This is a genomic window from Microbacterium meiriae (assembly GCF_040702565.1).
GTDB lineage: Bacteria > Actinomycetota > Actinomycetes > Actinomycetales > Microbacteriaceae > Microbacterium > Microbacterium meiriae.
The window spans coordinates 681132-703141 of sequence record NZ_JBFBLJ010000002.1 but is presented as its reverse complement, the minus strand read 5'-3'; the positions used below and the strand labels follow the sequence as shown (position 1 = coordinate 703141).

Sequence of the window (22010 nt, the reverse complement as noted above, 5' to 3'; positions counted from 1 at the left end):
CTTTCTTGATGTGGACACGACGAGCAGAGTGCTTCGCCGCGAATGAGACGGGGGGGACGGGGGTCGATTACGCCCGCGGACGGCGAGTATTCCGGCGCTGCGGGGCACGGACGCCGATGATCAGGAGCATGACGACGAGTCCGACGACGTACCCCAGGACGCCGACGAGGGAACCCACGAACACGTGGCTCACCTTGTAGCCCGGATCGAGACCCCAGGTCTGGGTGGCCCAGCCGATCAGGACGAGCCGCAGCATGTTGACGGCGAAGACGATGCCCCACATGGCTGCGAGCCCGCCGAACAGCCGGCTCCACCGCACGCGGGTGAAGGCGAGGATCACCGCGGCGACCACGGTGAGCGGGAGCCCGATCAGGAGTGCTGTGCACTCGACCGTGATCTGCAGAGCGATCAGGTCTCCGGTCGGGGTCCAGACGAGATAGTGCTCGCCGATCGCCGCGCGCTGGCCCTTGACGAACGGCGAGAGCAGCCACGTCGCGACGACCGCCTCGACGGCGCGGAAGGAGGTGTTGACCGCCAGGAGCGCTCCGCCCGCGGCGAGCATCAGCAGGGCCACGACCACCCGCGCGGCACGGTTCGGCGGCGACACCCGATCCAGTCGACGGGCGCGGAGGGCGGGCAGGGTTTCGGTGACGGTGGTCATCAGGCCTCCACGGCGACGGATCCGTTGACGACGACGTGGGCCTCCGCATTGCGGCGTGTCTTGGCCCATCCGTTCTTGCCCCGGACGATGCGCAGGAACGCCCGCGCGATGCAGATGTACATGTAATAGACGTAGAGCCACACCCCGAGCCCCCACCCCAGCGCCGTCAGCCAGCTCGCCTGGGGTTCGCAGCGGATCTTGTAGACGAACCCCCAGACGGCGAACGGGGCGACGGAGAAGGCGAACAGCAGCCCGAGGACGCCGAGGGTGTCGCCGAGCGCGACCTGGAAGAGCTCCGGCTGCTGCACCCAGTACCCGACCTGGGCGCCGAACAGGATGAGGAACGAGAGCCCTCCGAGCATCTGGAGGAAGGGCAGCACGAGGTAGTACACGGTCTCGATGACCCCGGCGTTGTCGACGTACGGCGACTTCACCACTTCGCGGATGTACTTGACGCACTGGATGTTCCCCTGCGCCCACCGGGTGCGCTGCGTGAGCAGACGGCGGATCGAGGGCAGCGCCTCCTGGTTCACGTGCGTGTCGTAGACGTGGCGGACCTGGTAGCCCGCCAGCACGACATGGACGCCCAGCTCGTAGTCCTCGAGCAGGGCGCCGTGCCACGGTTCGCCGAAGGTGTCGCCGATCGCATCGAGCACGGAGAGCCGGGTGAACTGGCCGTTGCCGCCCAGCCCCACGGTCCCGGTCTTCGCCCGGAGCGACTGCATCGCGGCGATGGTGGTGCGGAACTCGAGATCCTGCATCCGCAGCAGGAACCGCGCGAACGTGTTGGCGAACCGCCCGCCGTGCGGGTAGGGCTTCGGGTCGTCGCGGTTCTTCATCCAGACCGCGATCTGCGCCGCCCCCACGCTCTCGTCGCCGAAGATGTCGTCGGCGGCGCAGATCTCGAGGGCGTTGGGCTCCATCTCGCCGTCCGCGTCGATGACGACGACGACGATCCGATCGTGGTCGGCGTCTGCGGGGAGCCAAGCCAGGAGCTGATGATAGGCGGCGTTGAGTGCGTCGCCCTTGCCGGTCCGCGCCTCGGGGCGACGGCGCTGAACGAGATGCACATGCTCGTCGGCCTCGGCCCATCGGGTGACGATCGACGCCGTGGCGTCCTCGCTGTCGTCGTCGATCACCCAGACGTGGGCGCCGGGGAAGTCCCGCCGCGCCCGCGACACGGTCGTATCGATCACCGCCTCCTCGTCCCGGCACGGGATGAAGAAGTGCCATTCGAAGCTCGCCGGATCGCCCGGGGTGGTCTTCGGATAACGGAGATAGGGGATGAGGATGAACAGGACGTACGTGACGAACGCGACGCCGAGCAGGACCGTGAACGCGTTGAGCACCGGGAACATCAGGGTGTCCTCCCCGGCGCGGGGTCCTCTTCCGGCGCGACGGACCGACGGATCGGGCGGGGAGCCGGCGCCGACCGCCGCAGCAGGCGGGTGCGCAGGAGCAGCCCCGCCCCCACGGTCACCGCGATGCCCGCCGCCATGACCCAGGTGGTCATCGATTCCGGACCTGTGACGGCGAGGGCGCCGACCGTGGCGAGCGGGGTGGTCAGGGCGTTGCTGTACATCAGGACTCCTCAGTGCGGGTCGAGGCGACGGTGCTGCGGATGTGCGCCGCGATGCGCGCGGTGGCCTGCCCGTCGCCGAAGGGGGACGGCAGGGTGGCGAGTCGGGCGAGGGTCGGCTCCACCGCGCCGAGCAGGGCGGAGGCGGCCGGAGCGAGCTCCTGCGGGGTGACGAGCCGGGTGAAGGCGCCCAGCGCCTCAGGGCGCTCGGTCGAGTCCCGCACGACGAGGACGGGGCGGCCGATCACCGTCGCCTCCTCCTGGATGCCGCCGGAGTCGGAGACCAGCAGAGCGGCGTGGGCGGCGAGCGCCAGGAACCGCTCGTAGGGGAGCGGTTCCTCGGCGATCAGTGCGTCCAGGAGATGCGTGGCGTCCAGCGAGGTGAGCATCGCCCTGGTGCGTGGGTGCACGGGGAACACGACGGGCCACCCCGACGCCGCGATCGCGTTGAACGCGCGGAGGGTGGCCAGGAGGTTCTCCGGAGTGTCCACGTTCTCCTGACGGTGCAGGGTGGCGAGGACGAAGCCGGCAGGCGTCAATCCGAGCCGCGCGAGCTCGTCCGCATCGCCGGCCGCGCCCGCGCGCTGGGCGCGCACCGCCTCCACCACCGGATTGCCGGTGACGAGGATGCGCTCCTCGTCGATGCCCTCGGCAAGGAGGTTGGCACGGTTCGCCGCCGTCGCCGCGAACAGGTCGTCAGCGATGTGGTCGACCATCACCCGGTTGTGCTCCTCGGGCATCCGGCGATCGTGCGCCCGCAGTCCCGCCTCGACGTGCCCGAGGCGCACCCCTGCGGCATTCGCGGCGAGAGCGGCGGCGAACGTCGCGTTCGTGTCGCCCTGGACCACGACGTACCGCGGCTCGAAGCGGGTGATGGCCTCGGCGATCTGCTCGGCGGCGCGCCCGATCTGCGCCGCGCGCGGGAGACCGCCGACATGCAGCTGGAGATCGACGCGCTCGATCCCGCAGGACCGGAGGAACACCCGGGACATCCCCGGGTCGTAGTGCTGCCCGGTATGGACGACGAAGGCGGCATCTCCCAGTTCGCGGACGAGCGGAGCGAGCTTGATGATCTCGGGACGGGTCCCGAAGACGATCATGACGGAGCCTTTCGGCAGCGGAACGGACGAAGTGGACTGTGAGAAGTGCATTTCTGGGTACCTCGATCAGCCCCCGGAGGGAGGTCCCCCGTGGCTGACGCGATCAGTGGTTATCGGTGGGTCGCGCGACGCGCGGAGACGATGAGGAGCAGAGCTCCACCCGCCAGCAGCGCGATCGCGGGGAGGACGGAGAGCGGCGTGCCGCCCGTCTGCGCGAGCCCTGCAGCGGCAGGGGCACGGACGACGGTCGCCGCGCACGACCACTTCGCGTCGTCCGCGCAGGCGTGCGTCGCCGACAGCGGCGGCAGCGCGGGGAGGCCGGACAGGTCGTCCGGAACGGCGATCCCGGCCTGGACCGCCGCTGCCCGCAGGCCGGCGATCATCGACTCGTCATAGGCGACGGTGGCGCGGTTGACGACGGTGCCCTCGGCGTCTCGCGGCAGCTGCGCGCGGAGGGTCATCGTGGCCGACTCCGCGGGGCCGAGCTCCGGCACCACCCAGCCCACCCTGTCCTGCACGGCGACGCCCCCGGTCGAGGCGGCGATGAACCGCGCACCGTCGGGCAGGTCGTCGACGACGGGGATCTGCGTCGCGACACCGGGGCCGACGTTCGACACGGTGATCGTGTAGTCGAGGATGGACCCGGCCGGCGCGGCGGACTGCGCCACGGTCTTGTCGATCTCCAACGAGGCGAGCGGGGCCACCGCGGTCAGGGCGCATGCCTGCTGCGGGTCGTCAGGACACGGGGTGGTCACCGTCGGCGCGGGCGTCCCGTTCGGCGCAGCGGCGGAGTTCTGCACGGTGGCGCGGTTCACGAGCTGGGCCTCGTCGAGACCTCCCGGCGTCGTGCCGGTCACGTGCAGCACGACCTCGCCGCCGGCCGGGACCTCGGGGAGCGTCCAGTGGACGGCGCCGTCGGCGACCACGCCGCCCTGATCGGCCGAGACCGCGGTCAAGGCGGGCGGAAGGACATCGGTCACGGGGACATCGGTCGCCGGGGCCGTCCCGGCGTTGCCGACGACCAGGGTGTACGACAGCGCTTCGTCATGGCCGGCGACCTGCTTGTCGACGGTCTTCGCGAGGGACAACGCCGGCAGGGCGGCGACGACCGTGGAGGCGCAGGCGACACTCGCGTCGTCCGCACACGGCGTGGAGGACGTGGGCGCCGGCGTCTCGGCCGGGACACCGGCGGGGTTCTCCACCACGGCGCGGTTGACGAGGGTGGTGCCCGCGCCTGCGCGGTCGACGGTCCCGGAGACGTGCAGGGTGCTCGTGCCGCCGGCGGGAAGGGCGTCGATCGTCCAGGCGACCGCGCCGTCGGCGACCACGCCGCCTTGATCGGCCGTCGCATCGCGCAGCCCGGCGGGAAGCGTGTCGGTCACGGGCACCTGACGGGCCTCCGCCTCGCCGGTGTTCCGGACGGTGATGGTGTAGTCGAGGACGTCGCCCGGTGCGGCCGCGGCCTTGTCGACGACCTTGGCGATCGAGAGTCCGGCGACCTTCGGGTCCGGCGTGGCGGTGGCGGTCACCCCGAGGGCGTAGCCGTCCAGCGCTGCGGTCTGCGTGCCGCCGAGGGCGAAGCGGGCGACATCGAAGACGATCCGGGTGATCTTGGTGCCCGGGACGGTGAAGCTTCCGCAGCCCCCGGGGCGCGAGGCCGCGGTGCAGGAGATCCTCATGTCGCCGCGGGAGTAGCCGTCGCCTCCGTCCACGAAGGTGGCGCCGTCGGAGACGACCGCACGGGTCGCGCCGCCGTCGGCGGAGGCGAAGCGGATGCCGTCTGCGACCGAGATCCCGCCGAGTCCGGTACCGCCGGTCCCGGCGCCGAACTCGGCGATGTGGATCGCGGGATCGTCGACCGGGTGATCGAACGTGATCGTGAGCTGCCCCTCGCCGCAGCGCGCCGACGTCCCGCAGTTCGCGCTCGAGTGGACGTCGAGCGTCGCGAGGTCCTTCGCCGAGACACCGGCCGCGTACATGGCGTCCGTGCCGCTCCAGGAGCTCAGCGTCTTACCCTCGCCGCCGAAGATGCGGGAGCCGCCGGCGAGTGTGGCGGTGGCGATCGTGCCGTCCGGCAGCGTGAACCGGCCGGTGTTCGCGTCGACGATGGTCGCGGCTCCCGTCGCGGCGTCAGCGGGTGCCGCGGCAGCGACGGCGCCCAGGGCGAGCAGCAATCCGAGCACGAAGGCGCCCGATCGTTTCCTCATGGCGATGTGGTTCCAATCTCGATCTCTTCATCCGCTGGTATCCGGAGATGGCGGACTCCTACAGGACAGCGATCCGCGGGGGTGATTACGCGCGGTTCCGAAATCAATCCACGATGACCACCTCCGCGCTCGCCGCGCCGGAGATCCCGGCGATGTTGGACTGCGCGAAACTCAGGGTCACTGCGGTCCCGGCGGGCACCGGATAGGCGTCGACGCGGAAGCTCGCCTGCCATCGCTCGTTCGCCGCGCACGTCCCCGCCGCCAGGGTGGCGCCGTAGGCGGATACCGTGAGGTCGGCACCGACCTCGCACGCCACGGTCACGGACAGCAGCTCGGTGCGCGAGACCTGCCCTGGCACGTCGATGAGGACAGGAGCGCTCGGCACGCTCGCCTCGGGGACGGGTTCCGGCTCCGGCTCCGGCGGCGGCGCTGCCGGAGCGGACGGCTCCGGCGCGGCCGAGGGCGGAGGGCTCGCGACCGGCGTCGCCGCCGGGGCGGATGTCGCCTCCGGGGATGGGGCCGGGGTGGGTACGCTCCACGTCACGACCTCCGTGGCGGCGGGCGCCGCGACCACGGCGGTGCCCCCGACCACCGTGGCGGCGACGGTCGCCGCGAGGGTCGTCGCGGCGACCGCGGCCACGATACCGATGGTGGCCTTCGCCGCAGCGATACCCGCGACCGGAGCGGCGATCGCGGGCGGCAGCGGGGCGGCGCTGGCGGACAGTCCGGCAGATGTCAGCGACTGCCAGATCTGCGCACCGGCCCCCACCGTGATGCCGGCGGGGAAGAGGACGGACAGCATGCGCGAGCTGGCGTGACGCGCCTCCTCGGCCTTGGCGCGGCAGTCGGCGCACTCGTCGAGGTGGGCGTGCACACGGGCCGTGTCCCGGGGCGTGAGGCGCTGGCGGGCGTGCGCGCCCAGCTTCCCCATCGTCCACTGACACTCCCGGGAGGCCGGCGGGCGGGCCGCGACGTGCGCGGTGATCCAGGCCTGCCGGAGCCCCTCCCTGGCACGGAAGGCGAGGACCGCGGCCGCGCGCTCGCTGATGTCGAGGCGCTTGCCGATCTCGTGCATGGAGAGGTGCTCGACCTCGCCGAACCACAGCACATCCTGCCAGCGCTCCGGCAGGGCCAGGATGGCCTGCGAGACGAGCGAGGCGTCGAAATCGGCGTCGGCCGCGGCATCCGTGCTGTTCGGGTCCTCCACCGCCTCGATGTACTCGATGGGCACCTCGCGACGGGCGCGGCCCCAGCTGATGGCGAGATTGCGCATCGTGGCGAACAGGTACGGCTTGAACGCGGCCGTCGGCCCCTTCCCGGCCTGGATCGCCTGATAGATGCGGGTGAAGGACTCTGCGACGAGGTCGTCGGCATCGGCTGACCACCAGTAGCTGCGGGCCACGGCCGCCGCCGCGGGTGCGTAGCGCTCCCACAGCTCCGCATAGGCCTGCTCGTCACCCCCGCGGACCCGGTCCAGCAGGTCCGCGTCGCGTTCCCTCTCCTCGTCTCTGCGTTCGTCGCTCATGGTGTTCCCTTCCCCCGAGGGCCTGTGTCGGTGAGGTGACAGACCTCACCCGTGCGTTCTCGCGCCGACGCGGGGCACGGCCCGACGGATGTCGGCCGCACCCCGCCCGGCGCGTGCGATCAGCGGTTCCCGCGGCGTGCGCGTCGCGCGGCCGCCAGCGCACCTCCCATCCCCAGAAGCAGCACCCCGGCGAGCAGACCCGCTGTCGCGATCTCCCCGCCGGTCGTGGCCAGCGAGCCCCCGGCAGTGCCCGGCGGCGTCGCCGGCGTGCTCGGCGTGGCCGGCGTGCTCGGCGTCGCCGGCGTGCTCGGCGTGGCTGGAACGGGCGGCGGGGGCACGACGGCCACCGGGTTCTGCACGCTCACGGTGACGGTCTCGTCCCCCACCGTGAACCGCTCCGGGCTGATCACCGGCGTGCCCCAGGCGGTGCCGGCCACGGGCTCCGGCGCCCGCTCGCGGACCCTGACCTCCGCGCCGGCAGGCAGCGCCGGGCTCGTCACCGGCGATCCGGCCTCGAGATCGAGCACCCCCGAGCCCGCCGGGAAGCCCGGCCCCGCCGGGTACGTGTACTCCAGCACGTACCGGGTCCCGGCGGGGATCCGCTCGGTCGCGGCCGCCGGACCGCTGAGGGTCTTCAGCGCCGTGAAGCGCCCGACGCGCGTACCGTTCCCCGTCCCCGAGCCGCCGTGGCGGGTGACCTCCGACGTGACCGTCGACGATGTCTCGGTGCCGACCCGGATCTCGGCGGCGTTGCGGTAGGTGCCGGCCGCACCGTCGTCGGTCACCCGCGAGAGGTAGTGCACGTTGTAGAAGCCGCCCTCGACGGCGGTGAAGGTGACGGTGGTCCCGTCGGCGGAGACGGTGTAGTCGGCGGCAGCGACCTCGGTGACCGGCCCCGGGACGACGAGACCGCTGGGGAGGGTCTGCAGACCGGTGGCGACCCACAGCGACGGGTAGCGTTCCCCGGCGGCGGATTCGCGCAGGAGCTCCTGGTCGGAGCCGATGACGTCGGTGACGACGACTTCCTGACCCGCGGCCATGCCCTTCGCTCCCGCCCCGACGGCGACGTCCCACGCGATGGTGTCCGAGGTGTTCTGGTACTCCCCGCTCTTGAAGTCCGCGCGGCCTCGGAAGTCACAGTCGGTCGTGCAGATGAAGGGGTCCGGCTTCACATCGACGGAAGCGGTGACGTCACCGAAGTCGTAGGTGACCGTGGTGGTCTCGCTCACCTCGGTGGTCACCGTCGCCCAGAAGGAGAAGCCTCCGGAGAGACCGACGGGGTGCTCCTCGAGGTAAGCCCTGTCGATGTCGCAGACGAGCTGCGCGGCGGTCGTCACGCAGCGTCCCGCCTCAGCTCCCGCCGCGTCGAGCAACGGGAAGGTGTCCAGTAGCCCACGGAGGCCCTCGGGGAGCTCGACGACGAAACCGGCAGGTGCGACTGGGTTGTCCGGCAGGGACCAGGTGCCGGTCAGCTCGGCCTTCGTGCCGCTGGCGACGGCCGTCTCCGTGAAGGCCAGGGACTCGACCGTCGCGCCGGTCGTGTACGGCGGGGCCGCGGTCGCCGCGACGGGGACGAGCAGGGCTCCGACGAATCCGCCGACGATCATGGCGACGGCGGCGACGCGGCGGGCGATGCGGCTCCGTCCCGAGCGGGGTCGGACGGGTGGCGAATGGGTCAGCATGTGTTCCTCCGGTGACAGCCGCGCACACGCGACGTGGGCACGGTCGAAGATGAGACACGGCGGGGCCCGACGTACTACGCGCGTTCCGCAGGATTGCGGAACGCGACGATGCACGCCGCACGTGTCTCCACGCCGCGCGGCGTCGCACTCTCTCCGCCCGCGGCGATGCCGCGGAGCTCTCCCCCGGCCCGCAAGGTTCCCCTCCCTCGAACAGGCCGCCAACGACGGTACCCCTCATGCGGCGCATCGCAGGTGTTCGCAGCCGCGCGTATATCGGCGTTCCGGAATGGGCCGACGGAACGCCCCGAGACTCGGGGATGTGCGGCGGGCCGGGGGAGCAGCCCGCCGCACGAGGGACTCGATTTCTCCACGTCGTCGGGTTGGGGATTCGACGACGTCCTGGGCCACGGATCCCGTCCGCGCTCACATGCCCAGCCTCGCCCCTCGGCAAACAGGACGGGAACGGCCCCTGAGCATTACGCCGGATAAGCTCGGAAACGTGCCGATCGCCCCCTCCGCCTCCCCTGCCACCGCCGACGACGACCTCCGCCGCCTCGCCGACGCGCTCCGCGACCCGGCACCGCTGAACTGGGTCATCACCGGCGACTCGATCACCCACGGCCTGGTGCACACCCAGGGCGGGCGCAGCTACCAGGAGCACCTCCACGAGCTGATCAGGGGCGAGCTCGAGCGCGTCCGCGACATCGTGCTCAACACCGCGATCAGCGGCAACCGGATCGTCGACATCCTCGACGACTGGGAGCGTCGGGTCGCGGGCTGGCAGCCGGATGTCGTCACCCTCATGGTCGGCACCAACGACGCCTCGGACGGCGGGCCCCGACCGGTGATCTCGCCGGACGACTACGCCGCCTCCCTGCATGACTTCGTGAGCCGGGTGCGCGAAATCGGCGCCATCCCGGTGCTCCAGACGCCGCCCGCCATCGACGTCCGCAACGCGCCGGAGCGGGCGCGGATCGCCGACTTCGCCGAGGCCGTCCGTCGGGTCGCGTCCGCGGAGGACGTGATCCTCGTCGACCAGTACGCGCACTTCGCGGAGCTGGGCGGTGGCGGGATGCCGTGGGGCCTCATGAACGACCCCTTCCACCCCAGCGCCGCCGGACACGCCGCTCTCGCCCTGGAGCTCGCCCGCGTCCTCGGCATCGCGCCGGAGGGACCGCGCGCCCGCACAGCCGCCCTCCTGGAAGGCATGGTCGGCACGGCTCGCGTCTTCGGCTGAGAGGCGCGGATTCACCCGGCCAGGGTGACCGCTCTGGACGGCGGTGACGGCGCGACGCTAGGTTGAGCGCATTCACACTCGACAGTGAGGTGGGGGCATGTCGCACGTCGTCGCAACCGGGGCCGGCAAGGCCATGATGGAACGTCGGAACGATCCGATGTCGCCGTTGGCGCCGAACGCGCTGCTGCCCGCGGTCGGACGGAGGGTTCCGACCTGCACGTAGTTCTGCGGCGTGACGTTCTCGTCCCACGCGTAGAGGTTGATGGCGCCGTTCACCGTGCCGCTGGCGAAGTAGTAGACGCCCGTCACGGGGTGCACGGCGCCGCGCAGCACCGAGGAGTTCAGCGTGAACGTCGTCTGCGCCGTCGTGTCGGTGACGCGGTCGTGCTTGGCCAGCGTCTTGGTACCGGCGGCGTTGGTGACCGTGTAGGCGTACCGTCCGGTCGACGAGAGGCCGAGGGCGTTGTTGGAGTGGTTCGCGCCGAGGTTGATGGAGCTGAGCGTGCCGCCGTCGCCTGGCGCTCCGCCCTGCTCGTTCACGGCGAACTCGCGCACCTCGGTGGCGCTCTGCACGTACACCGCTCCCGGCGTGCAGAGGAACGGCTCTGCCGCGGCGGCAGGCGCGGCGGTCAGCGTCCCGCCGACGACGATCATCGACGACGCGACGAGCGCCGTGCTCACGGCACCGCCGATCAGCCTCTTCGTCCGGCCCCGCCAGCGGCTGCGCCGCTCCGGCGGAAGGCCATCGGACGTGCGGTCCTTGCGGGCAACACGGAATCCCATGACTGCTCTCCCCATTCATCGCGTTCCGGCACGCATCCGCGCACACGGAAGCCCCCGCCCCCTCAGGCGACCGCCGAGCACCCTTTCGGGCAGGGTGGACTCGGTCCGGGCCTCCGCCAGCCTGCCCGGCTGCCGCGGAGGCCCCCGACCGAACCGGGGGAATTCACCCCTCCTTTTCACCCCGGGACGGCACGCCGGAGGGCGCACCGGGATCCCGATGCGCCCTCCGGTGGTCGCGGGCCTACTCGCGAGAGCCGATCTCCTCGATCGGGCGGCGGCGCAGCGCGGCCCCTGTCGCGACCCGCAGCGCGACGAGGGCGAGCGCGCCCATGCCGCCGACGATCGCGAGGGAGCCGAGCACGGGCATCGCCGGGAGCGGCTGCCCGGAGATGCCGTAGCTCATCCCCATCAGCGGCGGGATCGCCACCAGCACGCCGAAGACCATCGCGAGGGCGGCGATCAGGATCGCCTCGGTGCGCATCGTGGCGCGCACCTGTCCCCGGGAGGCGCCGATGAGCTGCAGCAGGGCGAACTCCCGGGACCGCTCCCCCGTCGCCATGACGAGCGTGTTCACGACGGCGATCGCGATGTACCCGAGGATGACCAGCAGACCGATGAGGCTCACCCAGCCCTGCTGCGACACGGCCCCGGTCATGCTGGGCTTCTGACCCGAGCCGGGGGCCACCTGCAGACCGTCGGCGGCGAAGGCGTCGGCCGGCGCGTCACCGTCCACCGACACGAGGGCGAACGAGTCGAGCGCTGCGGAGGTGTGCGCGCGGACGTGGTCGACCGCCATGGTGAGATCGCCGAACCCGAGACCGCGCTCGTAGATGCCGACCACGGTCGCCTCCAGCGGCGCCCCGTCGCCGAGGACGCCCGTCACCGGGTCTCCGACGTCGAGGCCGAGCGTGTGCGCCGCATCGGCGCTCACCGCGATGGTCGCACCGCCGTCGAGGGCGGTGAGGGACCCCTCCTGCACCCGCAGGTCGAGCAGGCCGTCCGCGGTCGTCGGGTCCACGCCCTGGAGCACGTACTCCGTGCGCTCGATCTGACCTTCGATGTCGAGCGAGTCGAGCACCGCGGTGCTGACGACCACGCCGGTCGCTGCCGTCACCCCCGGCTCGTCGCGCAGCGCGCCGACGGCGTCGGGGGAGAGCCCGGCCGGAGCGGCCACACGCAGGTCGGCGGTGACCCCGGCCCGGGCCTGGGTCGCGGCCTCGTCCGCGACGATCGCCGGCCCGCCGATCTGCACGAGACCCAACCCGATGCCGAGGGCGATCGGGAGGATCGCGGCCGCCATCCGCCGACTGCCCGCGGTGGTGTGGGCGGCGGCGAGGAAGCCCGCGGCCGACGAACGACGCAGCACCGGCCCGACGAGGCGCACGCACAGGGCGACGAGCCACGGTCCCAGGAGCGCGAGCGCCACGATGAGCATGATCGCGGCACCGGCGGAGGCGCCGACCGCTGCGTCGCCGCGGAGCATCAGCGGGACGGTCGAGACCGAGACGCCGGCGGCGGCGAACACGATGCCGGTGATGATGCGGGGCAGGCCGATCGGGCCCTGGCCCGTCGAGGACTCGCGCAGCGCCTCGATCGGATCGAGGCGGGCGGGCCGCCGGGCCGCGATGCGCGCCGCTCCCCAGGCCGCTCCGAGCACCAGCACCAGTGCGCTCAGCGCCGGGAACGGGCTCAGCGCGAGGGCGAAGTCGCCGGGGATGACTCCTCCGGCCACGAACGCCGCCTGCAGTGCGGAGGACAGCAGGCACCCCGGGGCGATCCCGAGCAGCGCGGCGACGACGGCGACGGCGAGCGTCTCCCGCGCGATGAGGGCGTGCACCTGCGACGGGGTCGCCCCCACCGCGCGGAGCAGGGCATACTCGCGGCGACGCGCCTGGACCGACAGCGACAGCGTGCCGGCGACGATGAAGAGGGCGACGAGGATGCAGGTGCCGACGAACGCGCTGCCGATAGCGATGAGCAGGGTGCGCGCCGCCGCCGAGTCGAGGAACTCCACGTCTCCTCTGGCGTCTCCGGTCCGGGCGACCAGATCCGGGAACGCCTCGCGGATCGCGACCGCCGTGCGCTCGGGGTCCCCGTCGACGAACACGCCGAGCGCCTGCGGGGCCCCGTCGTGCGGGTCGAGGTCGCTGATGCGCTCGTCCGTCAGGAACACCGACACCGCGCGCTCCGGCAGGCTCTCCGCCGAGACCACACCGACGACCGTGTACGTCGCCGCGATGCCGCCGTGGGCGAGCGCAAGGGAGTCGCCCACGGCGTGCCCGGCTCCGGAGACCACCACGACCTCGTCGTCGGCGGCGGGCTCCCGCCCCTCCGCGAGCGTGAAGCCGGTGAGTGCCGTCGCGGACCAGGGGTGCGCCTCGACCACGGCAGGGGCCGTCCCGCCGGGCACCGACAGAGGCACGGTCACGTCGGCGACCACGGCCTCGACGCCCGGAAGCTCAGCGATCTCGCGCGCGGCGTCGGCGGGGACGGGAGCGCGCTCACGCAGCGGCACCGGCAGGTCCTCCGGCACGTCGACCTGCTGCACCGCCCCGACGACCACCTCGGCCGCCGTGTAGCGCTGCGGGGCGAGGCCGCCGCGGATGCCGGACTCGACGAGCACGCCGAGTCCGGTGACGAGCGCACTCGCGACGAAGATGGCGACGAAGACCCCGGCGAGACTGCGCCGATGATGACGGAGGTCGGCGCGGATGATCCGTCCGAGCCCGAGCGGCGCGGCCGACATCACCACTCCCCCAGCGTGCTCATGCGATCCGTGATCTGCTGCGGGGTGCCGCCGTCGAGATGTCCGGCGAACGCCCCGTCGGCGAGGAAGATCACCCGGTCGGCGTGGGACGCCACCACGGGATCGTGGGTGACGACGACCACGGTCTGATGCAGCTCCTTCGCGGTGTGCGCCAGGAGGTCGAGCACCTGCTTCCCGGTGCGGGAGTCCAGGGCCCCGGTGGGCTCGTCGCCGAACACGACGTGCGGGCGGGTGATGAGGGCTCTGGCGATCGCGACGCGCTGCTGCTGTCCGCCGGAGAGCTCTGCAGGGCGACGGTGGCGACGGTCGGTGAGCCCCACCGCGTCGAGCAGCGTCTCGAGCCGGCCGTGATCGAGGGGGCGGCGGCCGAGGCGCAGCGGGAGGGTGATGTTGTCCTCCACGCTCAGCGCCGGCAGCAGGTTGTAGGCCTGGAAGACGAAGCCCACATGGTCGCGGCGGAAGGCCGTGAGCTGCCGGGGCGTGAGCGCGGAGATCTCGGTGCCGCCCAGGTGCACCGTGCCACTGGTCGGGCGGTCGAGACCTGCGGCACTGTGCAGCAGTGTGCTCTTGCCGGAGCCGGACGGCCCCATGATCGCGGTGAACGAGCCCCGCGCGATGGCGAGGTCGATGCCTCGGAGTGCGGTCACCCGGGTGCTGCCGGAACCGTAGGTCTTGACGAGGCCGCTGAGGCGCAGGGCCTCGGCGGGGGCCGCTTCGACGAGCGGCGCAGAGGAGAGGGAGGTCATGCTTCGACGGTAGGAAAGCCGCGCGACGGCTCCCATCCCGCACGGTGCCGCATCGATGGTGGAGCTGGCTCTACCGCGGGCCGCGGGGCGCTCGGGCAGACTTGCAGGGTGAACGACGGATGGATGCGCCGCTGGCTGCGTGGATGGCTGCCCGATGCGCGGTTCCTCGCCGTCGAACTCGGGGCCTCCGTCGTGTCCCTCGCGCTGTTCTGCGTCATCCTCGTGCTGCTGCCGCTCATGCTCATCACGGGCGGGGTGCTGCTGCTCCCGCAGGTCGTGCAGGTGCTGCATGCCTGGAGCGACCGGGCGCGCCGCCGGATCGGACGCCGGCGCGGGGAGGACCTCCCCCCGCTCACGCGCACGCTGCCGGGCGGCGCGACGATCGACGAACGGCTCCGCTACGCCTTCTCCCGCGCCACCGCCCGAGACGCGCTGTGGCTCACGGTGCACGCCTTTCCGGTGATGTGGCTGTCGCTGCTGACGCTCGCGCTGCCCCTGTCCGCCGTCAACAGCCTCGCCGTCACCTGGTACTGGCAGTTCGCCCCCGCCGACGACCCGGTGGGCTCACCGTACCCGGTCACGTCGTGGGAGCTGGCGTGGACCATGCCGCTCGTCGCCCTCGCCTATGCGGTGGCCGCGCTGTTCCTCGTGCCGGTGGTCGCCCGGCTGGTGGCGTTCGTCTCGGCGAAGCTCCTCGCGACGCCGCAGAAGTCGCGCCTCGCCGCCCGCGTCGACGCGCTGACTCTCAGCCGCGCGGCCGCCCTCGACGCCCATGCCGCCGAGCTCCGTCGCATCGAGCGCGACCTGCACGACGGCGCCCAGAACCGCCTGGTGAACGTCGTGATGATGCTGGGGATCGCGGAGCGCGCCCAGGAGACGGGTGGCGACGTGCTCGAGCCGTTGCGGCGCGCGCAGGACGCGGCGACCGATGCCCTCGCCGGCCTCCGCCGCACGGTGCACGACATCTATCCGCCGATCCTCGACGAACTGGGTCTCGAGGGGGCGCTCGCCTCGCTCGCCGGGCGCAGCGTCGTCCCGTGCACGCTCGACGCCGCGGACGTCGGTCGGGTGCCGGCAGCGGTCGAGTCGGCCTCGTACTTCGTGGTCGCGGAGGCGCTGACCAACGTGAACAAGTACAGCGCCGCGACCCGCGCCACGGTGCGGGTCGAGCGAGAGGGCGAGCTGCTCCTCATCGCGGTGGAGGACGACGGGGTCGGCGGCGCGGTCGAGCGTCCGGGCGGGGGTCTCGCGGGGATCCGACGCCGGGTCGAGGCGTTCGAGGGCACGATGGACCTGTCGAGTCCCGCCGGGGGACCCACCATCCTGCGGACGGAGCTGCCATGCGGATCGTGATCGCGGAGGACGACACCCTGCTGCGGGAGGGCCTCGCGCTCCTGTTGCGCACTGAGGGCTTCGACGTGATCGGCGCCGTGCCGGACGCGGACGGGTTCCTCGCCCTGCTCGACGAGGCCGATGCGGCGGTGGTCGACGTGCGGATGCCGCCGACCTTCACCAGCGAGGGGCTCAAGGCCGCGGCCGAGGCGAGAGCCCGCCGCCCCGGCTTCCCGGTGCTCGTGCTCTCGGCGTACGTGGAGGACCGTTACGCGGGGGAGCTCCTCGCGGCGGGGGCGGACGGCCTCGGCTACCTGTTGAAGGAGCGCGTGGGCAAGGTCGCCGCGTTCGTCGACGCCCTGCGCCGGGTGGCCGCCGGGGGGACCGTGATGGACCCCGAGGTCATCTCGCAGCTCATGAGCCGGCGTCGCGCCGACGACCCCGTGCAGACCCTCACTCCGCGGGAGCGTGAGGTGCTCGGGCTGATGGCCGAGGGCCTCGACAACACCACCATCGCCGCACGCCTGTTCGTGACGGAGACCGCGGTGAGCAAGCACATCGGCAACATCTTCGCCAAGCTCGGGCTGGCCGCCAGTGACAGCGGCCACCGCCGCGTCCTCGCCGTCCTCGCCTATCTCCGCGGCTGACGCTTCCGCCCCCTCCCCTCTTTCGCTGAGACCCCGGGTTGTCGTCGACGCCCCGGGGTTCTCGCGTCTGCAGCCCGGGGTCTCGCCGCGTACCCGGGGTCTCGGCGAAGAGATTCAGTATTCGGTGTTGCTAAGTACCGGTACTCAGTGTTACTTTGTACCGGTACCCAGCAACACTGAGTACCGAACAGAAGACACAGGAACGAGAGGAGGGTACCGATGGGCAAGCAGATGACCGAGATGCTCAAGGGAACCCTGGAGGGCATCGTGCTGGCCCTCCTCGCCGAGCAGCCGGCCTACGGGTACGAGATCACGGCACGAATCCGAGACCACGGGTTCACCGACATCGCCGAGGGCACGATCTACGCACTCCTGGTGCGCATCGAGCAGAAGAACCTCGTCGACGTCGAGAAGGTGCCGAGCGAGAAGGGTCCACCCCGGAAGGTGTACACCCTGAACGCCCAGGGCCGACAGGAGCTCGAGGAGTTCTGGACCACCTGGAGCTTCCTCAAGACGCACATCGAACAGCTGGAAAAGCGCGACACCGAGAACAAGGAGAACTGAGCATGGCCGCGAAGTGGATCGAAGCGATCACCGGATCACTCGAAGAGAAGAAGCAGTACAAGCAGGCGCAGGCCCGCATCAACGCCCTCCCCGAACCGTACCGGGAGATGGCGAAGGCCCAGCAGCGCTACAACCTCTACTACGGGGGCCTCACCGACGGCGACACCATCGTGAAGATGTTCCTCGACATCGCCGACATGTGGGAGCGCGCCGCGATCGACGGCACCCCGGTCAGCGCGATCGTCGGCGACGACCCGGTCGAGTTCGCCGAGAACTACGCCGCGGCGTACGGCGGTCGCCAGTGGATCGACAAGGAGCGCGCACGCCTCATCAAGGCGTTCGACGACGCGAAGAAGAAGGAGGAGGAATCATGACGACGCCTGCGATCTCCGTCCGCGGCATCGAGAAGTCGTACAAGGACCTGCACGTGCTGCGCGGCGTCGACTTCGAGGCGGAGCGGGGATCGATCTTCGCCCTCCTCGGGTCGAACGGCGCGGGCAAGACCACGATGGTCCGGATCCTCTCCACGCTGCTGAAGGCGGATGCCGGCGCCGCGTCGGTGCAGGGCATCGACGTCGCGGCGGACCCGCTCGGCGTGCGGGAGAGGATCAGCCTCACCGGGCAGTTCGCCGCGGTCGACGAGATCCTCACCGGACGCGAGAACCTCGTGCTCGTCGCGAAGCTGCGGCACCTGCCCGACCCGGGTGCGGTGGCCGACCGGCTCCTCGCACGCTTCCGGCTCACCGAGGCCGGGGGCCGCAAGGTCGGCACGTACTCCGGCGGGATGCGACGCCGGCTCGACATCGCGATGAGCCTGGTCGGCGACCCCGAGGTCATCTACCTCGACGAGCCGACCACGGGCCTCGACCCCGAGTCGCGCATCGAGGTGTGGGACGTCGTGAAGGAACTCGCGAGCGGCGGCACGACCGTGCTGCTCACCACGCAGTACCTCGATGAGGCGGAGCAGCTCGCCGACCGCATCGCGATCCTGCACGAGGGCCGCATCATCGCGAACGACACCCTCGCCGGACTGAAGCGGCTCCTTCCGCCCGCGAAGGTCGAGTACGTCGAGAAGCAGCCCACCCTCGAGGAGATCTTCCTCACCCTCATCGGCCCTTCGACAGGCTCAGGGACCCACCCTTCGACGGGCTCAGGGACCCAGGTGAAGAAAGGAGATGCAGCATGACCACGCACTTCGCCGCCGACACGGCGACGCTCACCGGCCGCTCGATGCGGCACATCTTCCGCAGCCCCGACACGATCATCACCACCGCGGTCACCCCGATCGCCCTGATGCTCCTGTTCGTGTACGTCTTCGGCGGCGCGCTCCAGCAGAGCACCGGCGCCGAGAACTACGTGAACTACCTGCTGCCGGGCATCCTGCTCATCGCGATCGCGTCGGGCATCGCCTACACGGCGTTCCGGCTGTTCACCGATATGCAGAGCGGCATCTTCGAGCGGTTCCACTCCATGCCGATCGCCCGGTCGAGCGTCTTGTGGGCCCACGTGCTCACGTCCCTCACGGCGAACGCGATCACCCTCGCGATCATCTTCGGGGTCGGGTTCCTGATGGGCTTCCGCACCGGGGCGAGCGTCTGGGCCTGGCTCGGAGTGATCGGCATCCTGATGCTGTTCACCCTGGCGCTCACCTGGCTGGCGATCATCGCGGGCCTGAACGCCAAGACCGTCGACGGGGCCAGCGCCTTCTCGTATCCGCTGATCTTCCTCCCGTTCATCAGCTCGGCGTTCGTGCCGACCGACACCATGCCGGCTCCGGTGCAGTGGTTCGCGGAGAACCAGCCGGTGACCTCGATCGTCAACTCCATCCAGGCGTTGTTCGCGGGGGAGCCGGTCGGGTCCGACATCTGGGTCGCGCTCGCCTGGTGCGTCGGGATCCTCGTGGTCGCCTACGTCTTCGCGATCATCTCCTACCGGAAGAAGGTCAGCTGATCGACGTCCAGCGAGACGGAACGCTCCGACCGGGGACTCTCCCCGGCCGGGGCGTTTCGCCGCGCTCGGCGCGTGTTCTCCCGGCCGCGTTCCGTCGCGTCGGGTTGCGTAAGGTCGCAGATTCTCGCTGAGGTCGCAGCTTCGCCCGGAATCCGTGCGACCTCGTGCGGATCTGCGACCTCAGCGGAGGCCGACCGGACCGAGCACCACACGGCGACCCGTCCGGACCCAGATCGCGCCGTCGGCACGGTGCTCGGCGCGGGTCGTGAAGCGGTAGCGGTAGGACACGGCTCGCACCCACCGCGGCCGCTCGCCGTGGAAGGGGTCGACGCGCAGCATCCGCAGCGTCGGGGCATCAGCCTCCAGCAGCCGCACGAGGAACACGGAGAACCAGTCGTCCAGCGAGTGCCCGAGCGGCAGGAACCACATCAGCCAGTCCAGCCGCAGATGATACGGAGCGAACTGCCGCGGGATCCGCCGCACGTCCCCCGGCTTCCCCCGGAACTCGTACTCGCGCCAGTGCCGGCCCTCCTCGTCGTCCGACCCCTCCACGACGATCTCGATCCGCTCCCGCGTGACCGTGCCGAAGGCTCCGTAGGCGTTGGCGAGCTGCCAGCGGTTGAAGCTCGCGTTCATGAGCTGCCGTCGCGCGAAGAGGTTGCGCACCGCGGGCACGCTCAGCACGACGAAGAGCACCCCGACCGCCGAGGTCGCCACGACCCACCACAGCGGCATGCCCGACACCGTCCACGGCAGCGAGGTCTCCGGCGTCCGCTCCGGAGTCCCGATGCCGGGGAGGCCGATCGCGGAGAACCCGAGCACGATCGTCGCCCAGTTCAGCCACGCGAAGTTCCCGGTGAGCACGAGCCACAGCTGCGTCGCGATCACGATCCCCCCGGCGACGGCACCGACGATCTGCGGCACCGGACCAGGAAGCCAGAGGGACAGGATCGGCGCGAAGAGGAAGAACGGCACGACGAGCTGCGCGACGTGGTTGCCGACCACCTCGAGCTTGTGGAACCACCGCGGCAGCAGATGCGCCTGGCGGCTCAGCGGCCCGGGCATCGGCTGGGTCTCGTGGTGGAAGGTCATCGCGGTGAGGTCGCGCCACTCGCGTCCGCCGCGGATCTTGATCATCCCGGCGCCGAACTCCAGCCGGAACAGCAGCCACCAGAACAGCACGATCACCACAGTCGGCGGCGGCTGGTCGTTCGAGCCGAGGAAGGCCGCGAGGAACCCCGCCTCCAGCAGCAGCATCTCCCACCCGAACGAGTAGAACGTCTGCCCCACGCTCACCACCGACATGTAGCCGAACCACAGGGCGAGGAACGCGAGCATCGGCACCCACGGCGGTCCGAGCTGCGGCACCCCGACGACGAGCAGCGCGGCGACGACGATCCCCGCCCAGGACAGGGCCACCAGGCGCCGGTCCGTGTAGCGGACGCGGGTGAAGAGCGTGGGGTGCAGCAGCTTCCGGCGCTCGCGCTTCTGCGTCACCCAGTCGAGCAGCACGGGCGCGGGCAGGAGCCCGTGCTCGCCGAGGAGCGCGCGGAACTGGTTGAGCGTCGAGACGAACGCCACGAGGTACAGCGCCGCGATGCCCCGCTGCAGGACCTCGCGGGCGAACCCGAAGTCGACCGCCGCGAACCCGTCCACGGCCACAGGCTACGCCGCGACCCGCCGGCCGATGAGGGGGTTGCGCGTTCCGGAGATCAGTTCTGCATCGCGATCTGCTGGCCCTTCACGAGCGGATACGCCGCGAGCTCGGAGCCGTCGAGATCCTCCTTGTGCATGTCCACACCCGTGATCTGGCTGTTCTCGTAGGTCGTGTAGTAGTACACGCCGGTCGCGGTGTTGGCGCACGACGAGTAGATCGTGATCTCGTACTTGTCCTCATCGCCGACCTGCACGCACCCGCGCTGCTGGGCGACCGAGCCGAGGATCTGGAAGAACTGGCTGATCGACTCCGACTCCGACGTCCCGCACACCGAGTTCATGCGTGTGAACACCGCCTTCACGAACCGCGACGACGACGACAGGTCGCCCGGCAGGCCGATCCCGCCCATGCCCCGGCTGTAGAGGTCCATCGGGACGTCCGAGGCGAAGGTGTTCTCCGGCTGCCGCTTCGAGAGGTGCTGATAGTCGTTGAGCCGGAAGCTCTGGATGTCGAACGTGGGATTGTTCGTGAGCACGCCCCACGGGTTGTCATACACCTTGAGGCCGCCGCGCACGCTCTCGACCGTGATCGACGCGCTCTTGTCGGCGATGATCCAGTGCAGCGGCGACAGCGGGAACTCCGGGCTGAAGTTGATGTCCACGAGACTCACCGACCGCAGGGCCTCTTTCACCTCGGCCACGGTCTCGAACTGTCCGAGAACCCAGGGGATGAACTCGAACGGCGTGACCTCGGTGTCCCCCGACCCCGGTGCCGGATAGTGCGCGTTGTCCGGGAAGTTGAGCCCGGCCATGCCGAGCCCCTTCTCGTTGACGGCGTCGTAGTAGAGCGGGTAGCCGTCGGCGATCGTGGCGATCCCGATGATCGCGTGATGCGTCGGCAACGACGGCAGCCGGTGGAACGGGAACGGGAAGTTCCGCGGCGTGACGGTCACCGTCTCGTTGTAGGAGAACTCCAGATCGAGGTTCCTCCCGAAGTAGTGGTCGGCGGTCGTGAAGCTCAGTCCTGTGCACATCGGTCTCTTCCCCCCTCCGCGACCCGGGCGGGTCGGCGAGTGCGGGCCATGCTTCCACCTTCCGGGCATGAGCATAAGGGGGGCTCACCCACGACGAAGGAGGGCCTCCCGCTGCGGGAGACCCTCCTTCGAGACGTGCGACGGGTGTCAGATCTCGCTACCGGCTCCTCCCGACGACCGGACGATAGCTCCGATCCACAATGCGACGTTCACTCCCGCGACGATGCAGAGGATCAGCGGCACCCACCCCGCAGCACTCGCTCCATCGACGAAGACCAGCAGAGCGAGGAGGGCGACTTCTGAGAGCATGAGCCCCCACAGCGTTACGTGCACCACTCGTATACGGCGAAGGTCGGTCGACATCAAGGCGCCCGTGGACAAAACCATCAGCGCCGCTAACAACATATTGGTCATGGTTTTCTCCACCGCAGGAGACCCTTTCACGCTAATTGGGCACGCAGAAGTAGCCGGACCGCATCACCGGTGGGGGCGAAGGGCAGAACTCCAGTCACCCAGGTGTGCCCTACCCAAACACCACGG

Annotated in this window: 20 protein-coding genes; 7 read left to right on the top strand and 13 right to left on the bottom strand. The window is 70.9% G+C overall.

The annotated features are described in order from the left end of the window. Nucleotides 1-67 precede the first annotated feature (67 nt). The 7 genes from AB0310_RS10805 to AB0310_RS10775 form a co-directional block, all read right to left on the bottom strand. Nucleotides 68-661 carry an exosortase/archaeosortase family protein gene (locus AB0310_RS10805; RefSeq protein ID WP_366237222.1) on the bottom strand — a complete coding sequence of 198 codons (594 nt, stop codon included), beginning with the start codon at nucleotides 659-661 and terminating at the stop codon, nucleotides 68-70. Next, nucleotides 661-2019: an XrtP-associated glycosyltransferase gene (locus AB0310_RS10800; RefSeq protein WP_280565778.1), complete on the bottom strand. Its 1359-nt coding sequence runs from the start codon at nucleotides 2017-2019 to the stop codon at nucleotides 661-663. Before AB0310_RS10800 ends, AB0310_RS10805 begins: the two co-directional genes overlap by 1 nt. Further along, on the bottom strand, nucleotides 2019-2243 hold the full coding sequence (locus AB0310_RS10795) for an LPXTG cell wall anchor domain-containing protein (RefSeq protein ID WP_187662916.1): 225 nt from the start codon (nucleotides 2241-2243) through the stop codon (nucleotides 2019-2021). The genes AB0310_RS10800 and AB0310_RS10795 overlap by 1 nt, the downstream gene beginning before the upstream one ends. Continuing rightward, the gene (gene wecB / locus AB0310_RS10790; RefSeq protein WP_232089148.1) at nucleotides 2243-3340 is read right to left on the bottom strand and encodes a non-hydrolyzing UDP-N-acetylglucosamine 2-epimerase; all 1098 of its coding nucleotides are present in this window, start codon (nucleotides 3338-3340) and stop codon (nucleotides 2243-2245) included. Before wecB ends, AB0310_RS10795 begins: the two co-directional genes overlap by 1 nt. A 110-nt stretch (nucleotides 3341-3450) precedes the next feature. Further along, nucleotides 3451-5547 (bottom strand): DUF11 domain-containing protein, encoded by a 2097-nt coding sequence (locus tag AB0310_RS10785; RefSeq protein ID WP_366237221.1) that lies wholly within the window; start codon nucleotides 5545-5547, stop codon nucleotides 3451-3453. Nucleotides 5548-5650: 103 nt separating this feature from the next. Continuing rightward, a complete protein-coding gene (locus AB0310_RS10780) occupies nucleotides 5651-7072 on the bottom strand; it encodes a sigma-70 family RNA polymerase sigma factor (RefSeq protein ID WP_366237220.1) in 1422 nt (473 codons plus the stop codon). A gap of 119 nt (nucleotides 7073-7191) precedes the next feature. Next, nucleotides 7192-8754, bottom strand: a complete 1563-nt coding sequence (locus AB0310_RS10775) for a DUF5979 domain-containing protein (RefSeq protein ID WP_366237219.1) — start codon at nucleotides 8752-8754, stop codon at nucleotides 7192-7194. A gap of 499 nt (nucleotides 8755-9253) precedes the next feature. Between AB0310_RS10775 and AB0310_RS10770 the strand changes: the two genes are divergently transcribed. Continuing rightward, on the top strand, nucleotides 9254-9991 hold the full coding sequence (locus tag AB0310_RS10770; RefSeq protein ID WP_187662911.1) for an SGNH/GDSL hydrolase family protein: 738 nt from the start codon (nucleotides 9254-9256) through the stop codon (nucleotides 9989-9991). A 72-nt stretch (nucleotides 9992-10063) separates the two neighbouring features. Here the strand turns inward: AB0310_RS10770 and AB0310_RS10765 are convergent, their stop codons facing one another. From AB0310_RS10765 to AB0310_RS10755, 3 genes are all read right to left on the bottom strand, one after another. Continuing rightward, nucleotides 10064-10774 (bottom strand): hypothetical protein, encoded by a 711-nt coding sequence (locus AB0310_RS10765; RefSeq protein ID WP_366237218.1) that lies wholly within the window; start codon nucleotides 10772-10774, stop codon nucleotides 10064-10066. A gap of 241 nt (nucleotides 10775-11015) precedes the next feature. Next, nucleotides 11016-13520 (bottom strand): FtsX-like permease family protein, encoded by a 2505-nt coding sequence (locus AB0310_RS10760; protein WP_366237217.1) that lies wholly within the window; start codon nucleotides 13518-13520, stop codon nucleotides 11016-11018. Continuing rightward, nucleotides 13520-14287 carry an ABC transporter ATP-binding protein gene (locus AB0310_RS10755; RefSeq protein WP_187662901.1) on the bottom strand — a complete coding sequence of 256 codons (768 nt, stop codon included), beginning with the start codon at nucleotides 14285-14287 and terminating at the stop codon, nucleotides 13520-13522. The genes AB0310_RS10760 and AB0310_RS10755 overlap by 1 nt, the downstream gene beginning before the upstream one ends. A 108-nt stretch (nucleotides 14288-14395) precedes the next feature. On the opposite strand from AB0310_RS10755, the gene AB0310_RS10750 reads away from it, so the two are divergent. The 6 genes from AB0310_RS10750 (at nucleotide 14396) to AB0310_RS10725 (ending at nucleotide 18780) form a co-directional block, all read left to right on the top strand. After that, nucleotides 14396-15640 carry a sensor histidine kinase gene (locus tag AB0310_RS10750; RefSeq protein ID WP_366237216.1) on the top strand — a complete coding sequence of 415 codons (1245 nt, stop codon included), beginning with the start codon at nucleotides 14396-14398 and terminating at the stop codon, nucleotides 15638-15640. Next, on the top strand, nucleotides 15628-16266 hold the full coding sequence (locus tag AB0310_RS10745; protein ID WP_366237215.1) for a LuxR C-terminal-related transcriptional regulator: 639 nt from the start codon (nucleotides 15628-15630) through the stop codon (nucleotides 16264-16266). The genes AB0310_RS10750 and AB0310_RS10745 overlap by 13 nt, the downstream gene beginning before the upstream one ends. Nucleotides 16267-16485: 219 nt before the next feature. Further along, on the top strand, nucleotides 16486-16830 hold the full coding sequence (locus AB0310_RS10740; RefSeq protein WP_187662898.1) for a PadR family transcriptional regulator: 345 nt from the start codon (nucleotides 16486-16488) through the stop codon (nucleotides 16828-16830). A gap of 2 nt (nucleotides 16831-16832) precedes the next feature. Continuing rightward, nucleotides 16833-17204 carry a DUF1048 domain-containing protein gene (locus AB0310_RS10735; protein ID WP_187662897.1) on the top strand — a complete coding sequence of 124 codons (372 nt, stop codon included), beginning with the start codon at nucleotides 16833-16835 and terminating at the stop codon, nucleotides 17202-17204. Further along, nucleotides 17201-18016 carry an ABC transporter ATP-binding protein gene (locus AB0310_RS10730; RefSeq protein WP_366237214.1) on the top strand — a complete coding sequence of 272 codons (816 nt, stop codon included), beginning with the start codon at nucleotides 17201-17203 and terminating at the stop codon, nucleotides 18014-18016. Before AB0310_RS10735 ends, AB0310_RS10730 begins: the two co-directional genes overlap by 4 nt. Next, nucleotides 18013-18780: an ABC transporter permease gene (locus tag AB0310_RS10725; RefSeq protein ID WP_101847789.1), complete on the top strand. Its 768-nt coding sequence runs from the start codon at nucleotides 18013-18015 to the stop codon at nucleotides 18778-18780. The genes AB0310_RS10730 and AB0310_RS10725 overlap by 4 nt, the downstream gene beginning before the upstream one ends. A 180-nt stretch (nucleotides 18781-18960) precedes the next feature. Here AB0310_RS10725 and AB0310_RS10720 read toward each other — a convergent pair whose 3' ends face one another. The 3 genes from AB0310_RS10720 to AB0310_RS10710 all read right to left on the bottom strand — a co-directional run bounded on the left by AB0310_RS10720 (nucleotide 18961) and on the right by AB0310_RS10710 (nucleotide 21896). Next, the gene (locus AB0310_RS10720; RefSeq protein WP_366237213.1) at nucleotides 18961-20436 is read right to left on the bottom strand and encodes a lipase maturation factor family protein; all 1476 of its coding nucleotides are present in this window, start codon (nucleotides 20434-20436) and stop codon (nucleotides 18961-18963) included. 56 nt (nucleotides 20437-20492) lie between these two features. After that, a complete protein-coding gene (gene bsh, locus AB0310_RS10715; protein ID WP_187662893.1) occupies nucleotides 20493-21470 on the bottom strand; it encodes a choloylglycine hydrolase in 978 nt (325 codons plus the stop codon). 147 nt (nucleotides 21471-21617) lie between these two features. Beyond that, nucleotides 21618-21896 carry a hypothetical protein gene (locus AB0310_RS10710; RefSeq protein ID WP_366237212.1) on the bottom strand — a complete coding sequence of 93 codons (279 nt, stop codon included), beginning with the start codon at nucleotides 21894-21896 and terminating at the stop codon, nucleotides 21618-21620. Nucleotides 21897-22010 lie beyond the last annotated feature (114 nt).

Coding starts and splice junctions, on each gene's coding strand:
- AB0310_RS10780 (WP_366237220.1), bottom strand. CDS start 7,072: ATGAGCGACGAACGCAGAGACGAGGAGAGGGAACGCGACGCGGACCTG.
- AB0310_RS10755 (WP_187662901.1), bottom strand. CDS start 14,287: ATGACCTCCCTCTCCTCTGCGCCGCTCGTCGAAGCGGCCCCCGCCGAG.
- bsh (WP_187662893.1), bottom strand. CDS start 21,470: ATGTGCACAGGACTGAGCTTCACGACCGCCGACCACTACTTCGGGAGG.
- AB0310_RS10730 (WP_366237214.1), top strand. CDS start 17,201: ATGACGACGCCTGCGATCTCCGTCCGCGGCATCGAGAAGTCGTACAAG.
- AB0310_RS10760 (WP_366237217.1), bottom strand. CDS start 13,520: ATGTCGGCCGCGCCGCTCGGGCTCGGACGGATCATCCGCGCCGACCTC.
- AB0310_RS10735 (WP_187662897.1), top strand. CDS start 16,833: ATGGCCGCGAAGTGGATCGAAGCGATCACCGGATCACTCGAAGAGAAG.
- AB0310_RS10745 (WP_366237215.1), top strand. CDS start 15,628: ATGCGGATCGTGATCGCGGAGGACGACACCCTGCTGCGGGAGGGCCTC.
- AB0310_RS10795 (WP_187662916.1), bottom strand. CDS start 2,243: ATGTACAGCAACGCCCTGACCACCCCGCTCGCCACGGTCGGCGCCCTC.
- AB0310_RS10740 (WP_187662898.1), top strand. CDS start 16,486: ATGGGCAAGCAGATGACCGAGATGCTCAAGGGAACCCTGGAGGGCATC.
- AB0310_RS10765 (WP_366237218.1), bottom strand. CDS start 10,774: ATGGGATTCCGTGTTGCCCGCAAGGACCGCACGTCCGATGGCCTTCCG.
- AB0310_RS10785 (WP_366237221.1), bottom strand. CDS start 5,547: ATGAGGAAACGATCGGGCGCCTTCGTGCTCGGATTGCTGCTCGCCCTG.
- AB0310_RS10725 (WP_101847789.1), top strand. CDS start 18,013: ATGACCACGCACTTCGCCGCCGACACGGCGACGCTCACCGGCCGCTCG.
- AB0310_RS10775 (WP_366237219.1), bottom strand. CDS start 8,754: ATGCTGACCCATTCGCCACCCGTCCGACCCCGCTCGGGACGGAGCCGC.
- wecB (WP_232089148.1), bottom strand. CDS start 3,340: ATGATCGTCTTCGGGACCCGTCCCGAGATCATCAAGCTCGCTCCGCTC.
- AB0310_RS10805 (WP_366237222.1), bottom strand. CDS start 661: ATGACCACCGTCACCGAAACCCTGCCCGCCCTCCGCGCCCGTCGACTG.
- AB0310_RS10800 (WP_280565778.1), bottom strand. CDS start 2,019: ATGTTCCCGGTGCTCAACGCGTTCACGGTCCTGCTCGGCGTCGCGTTC.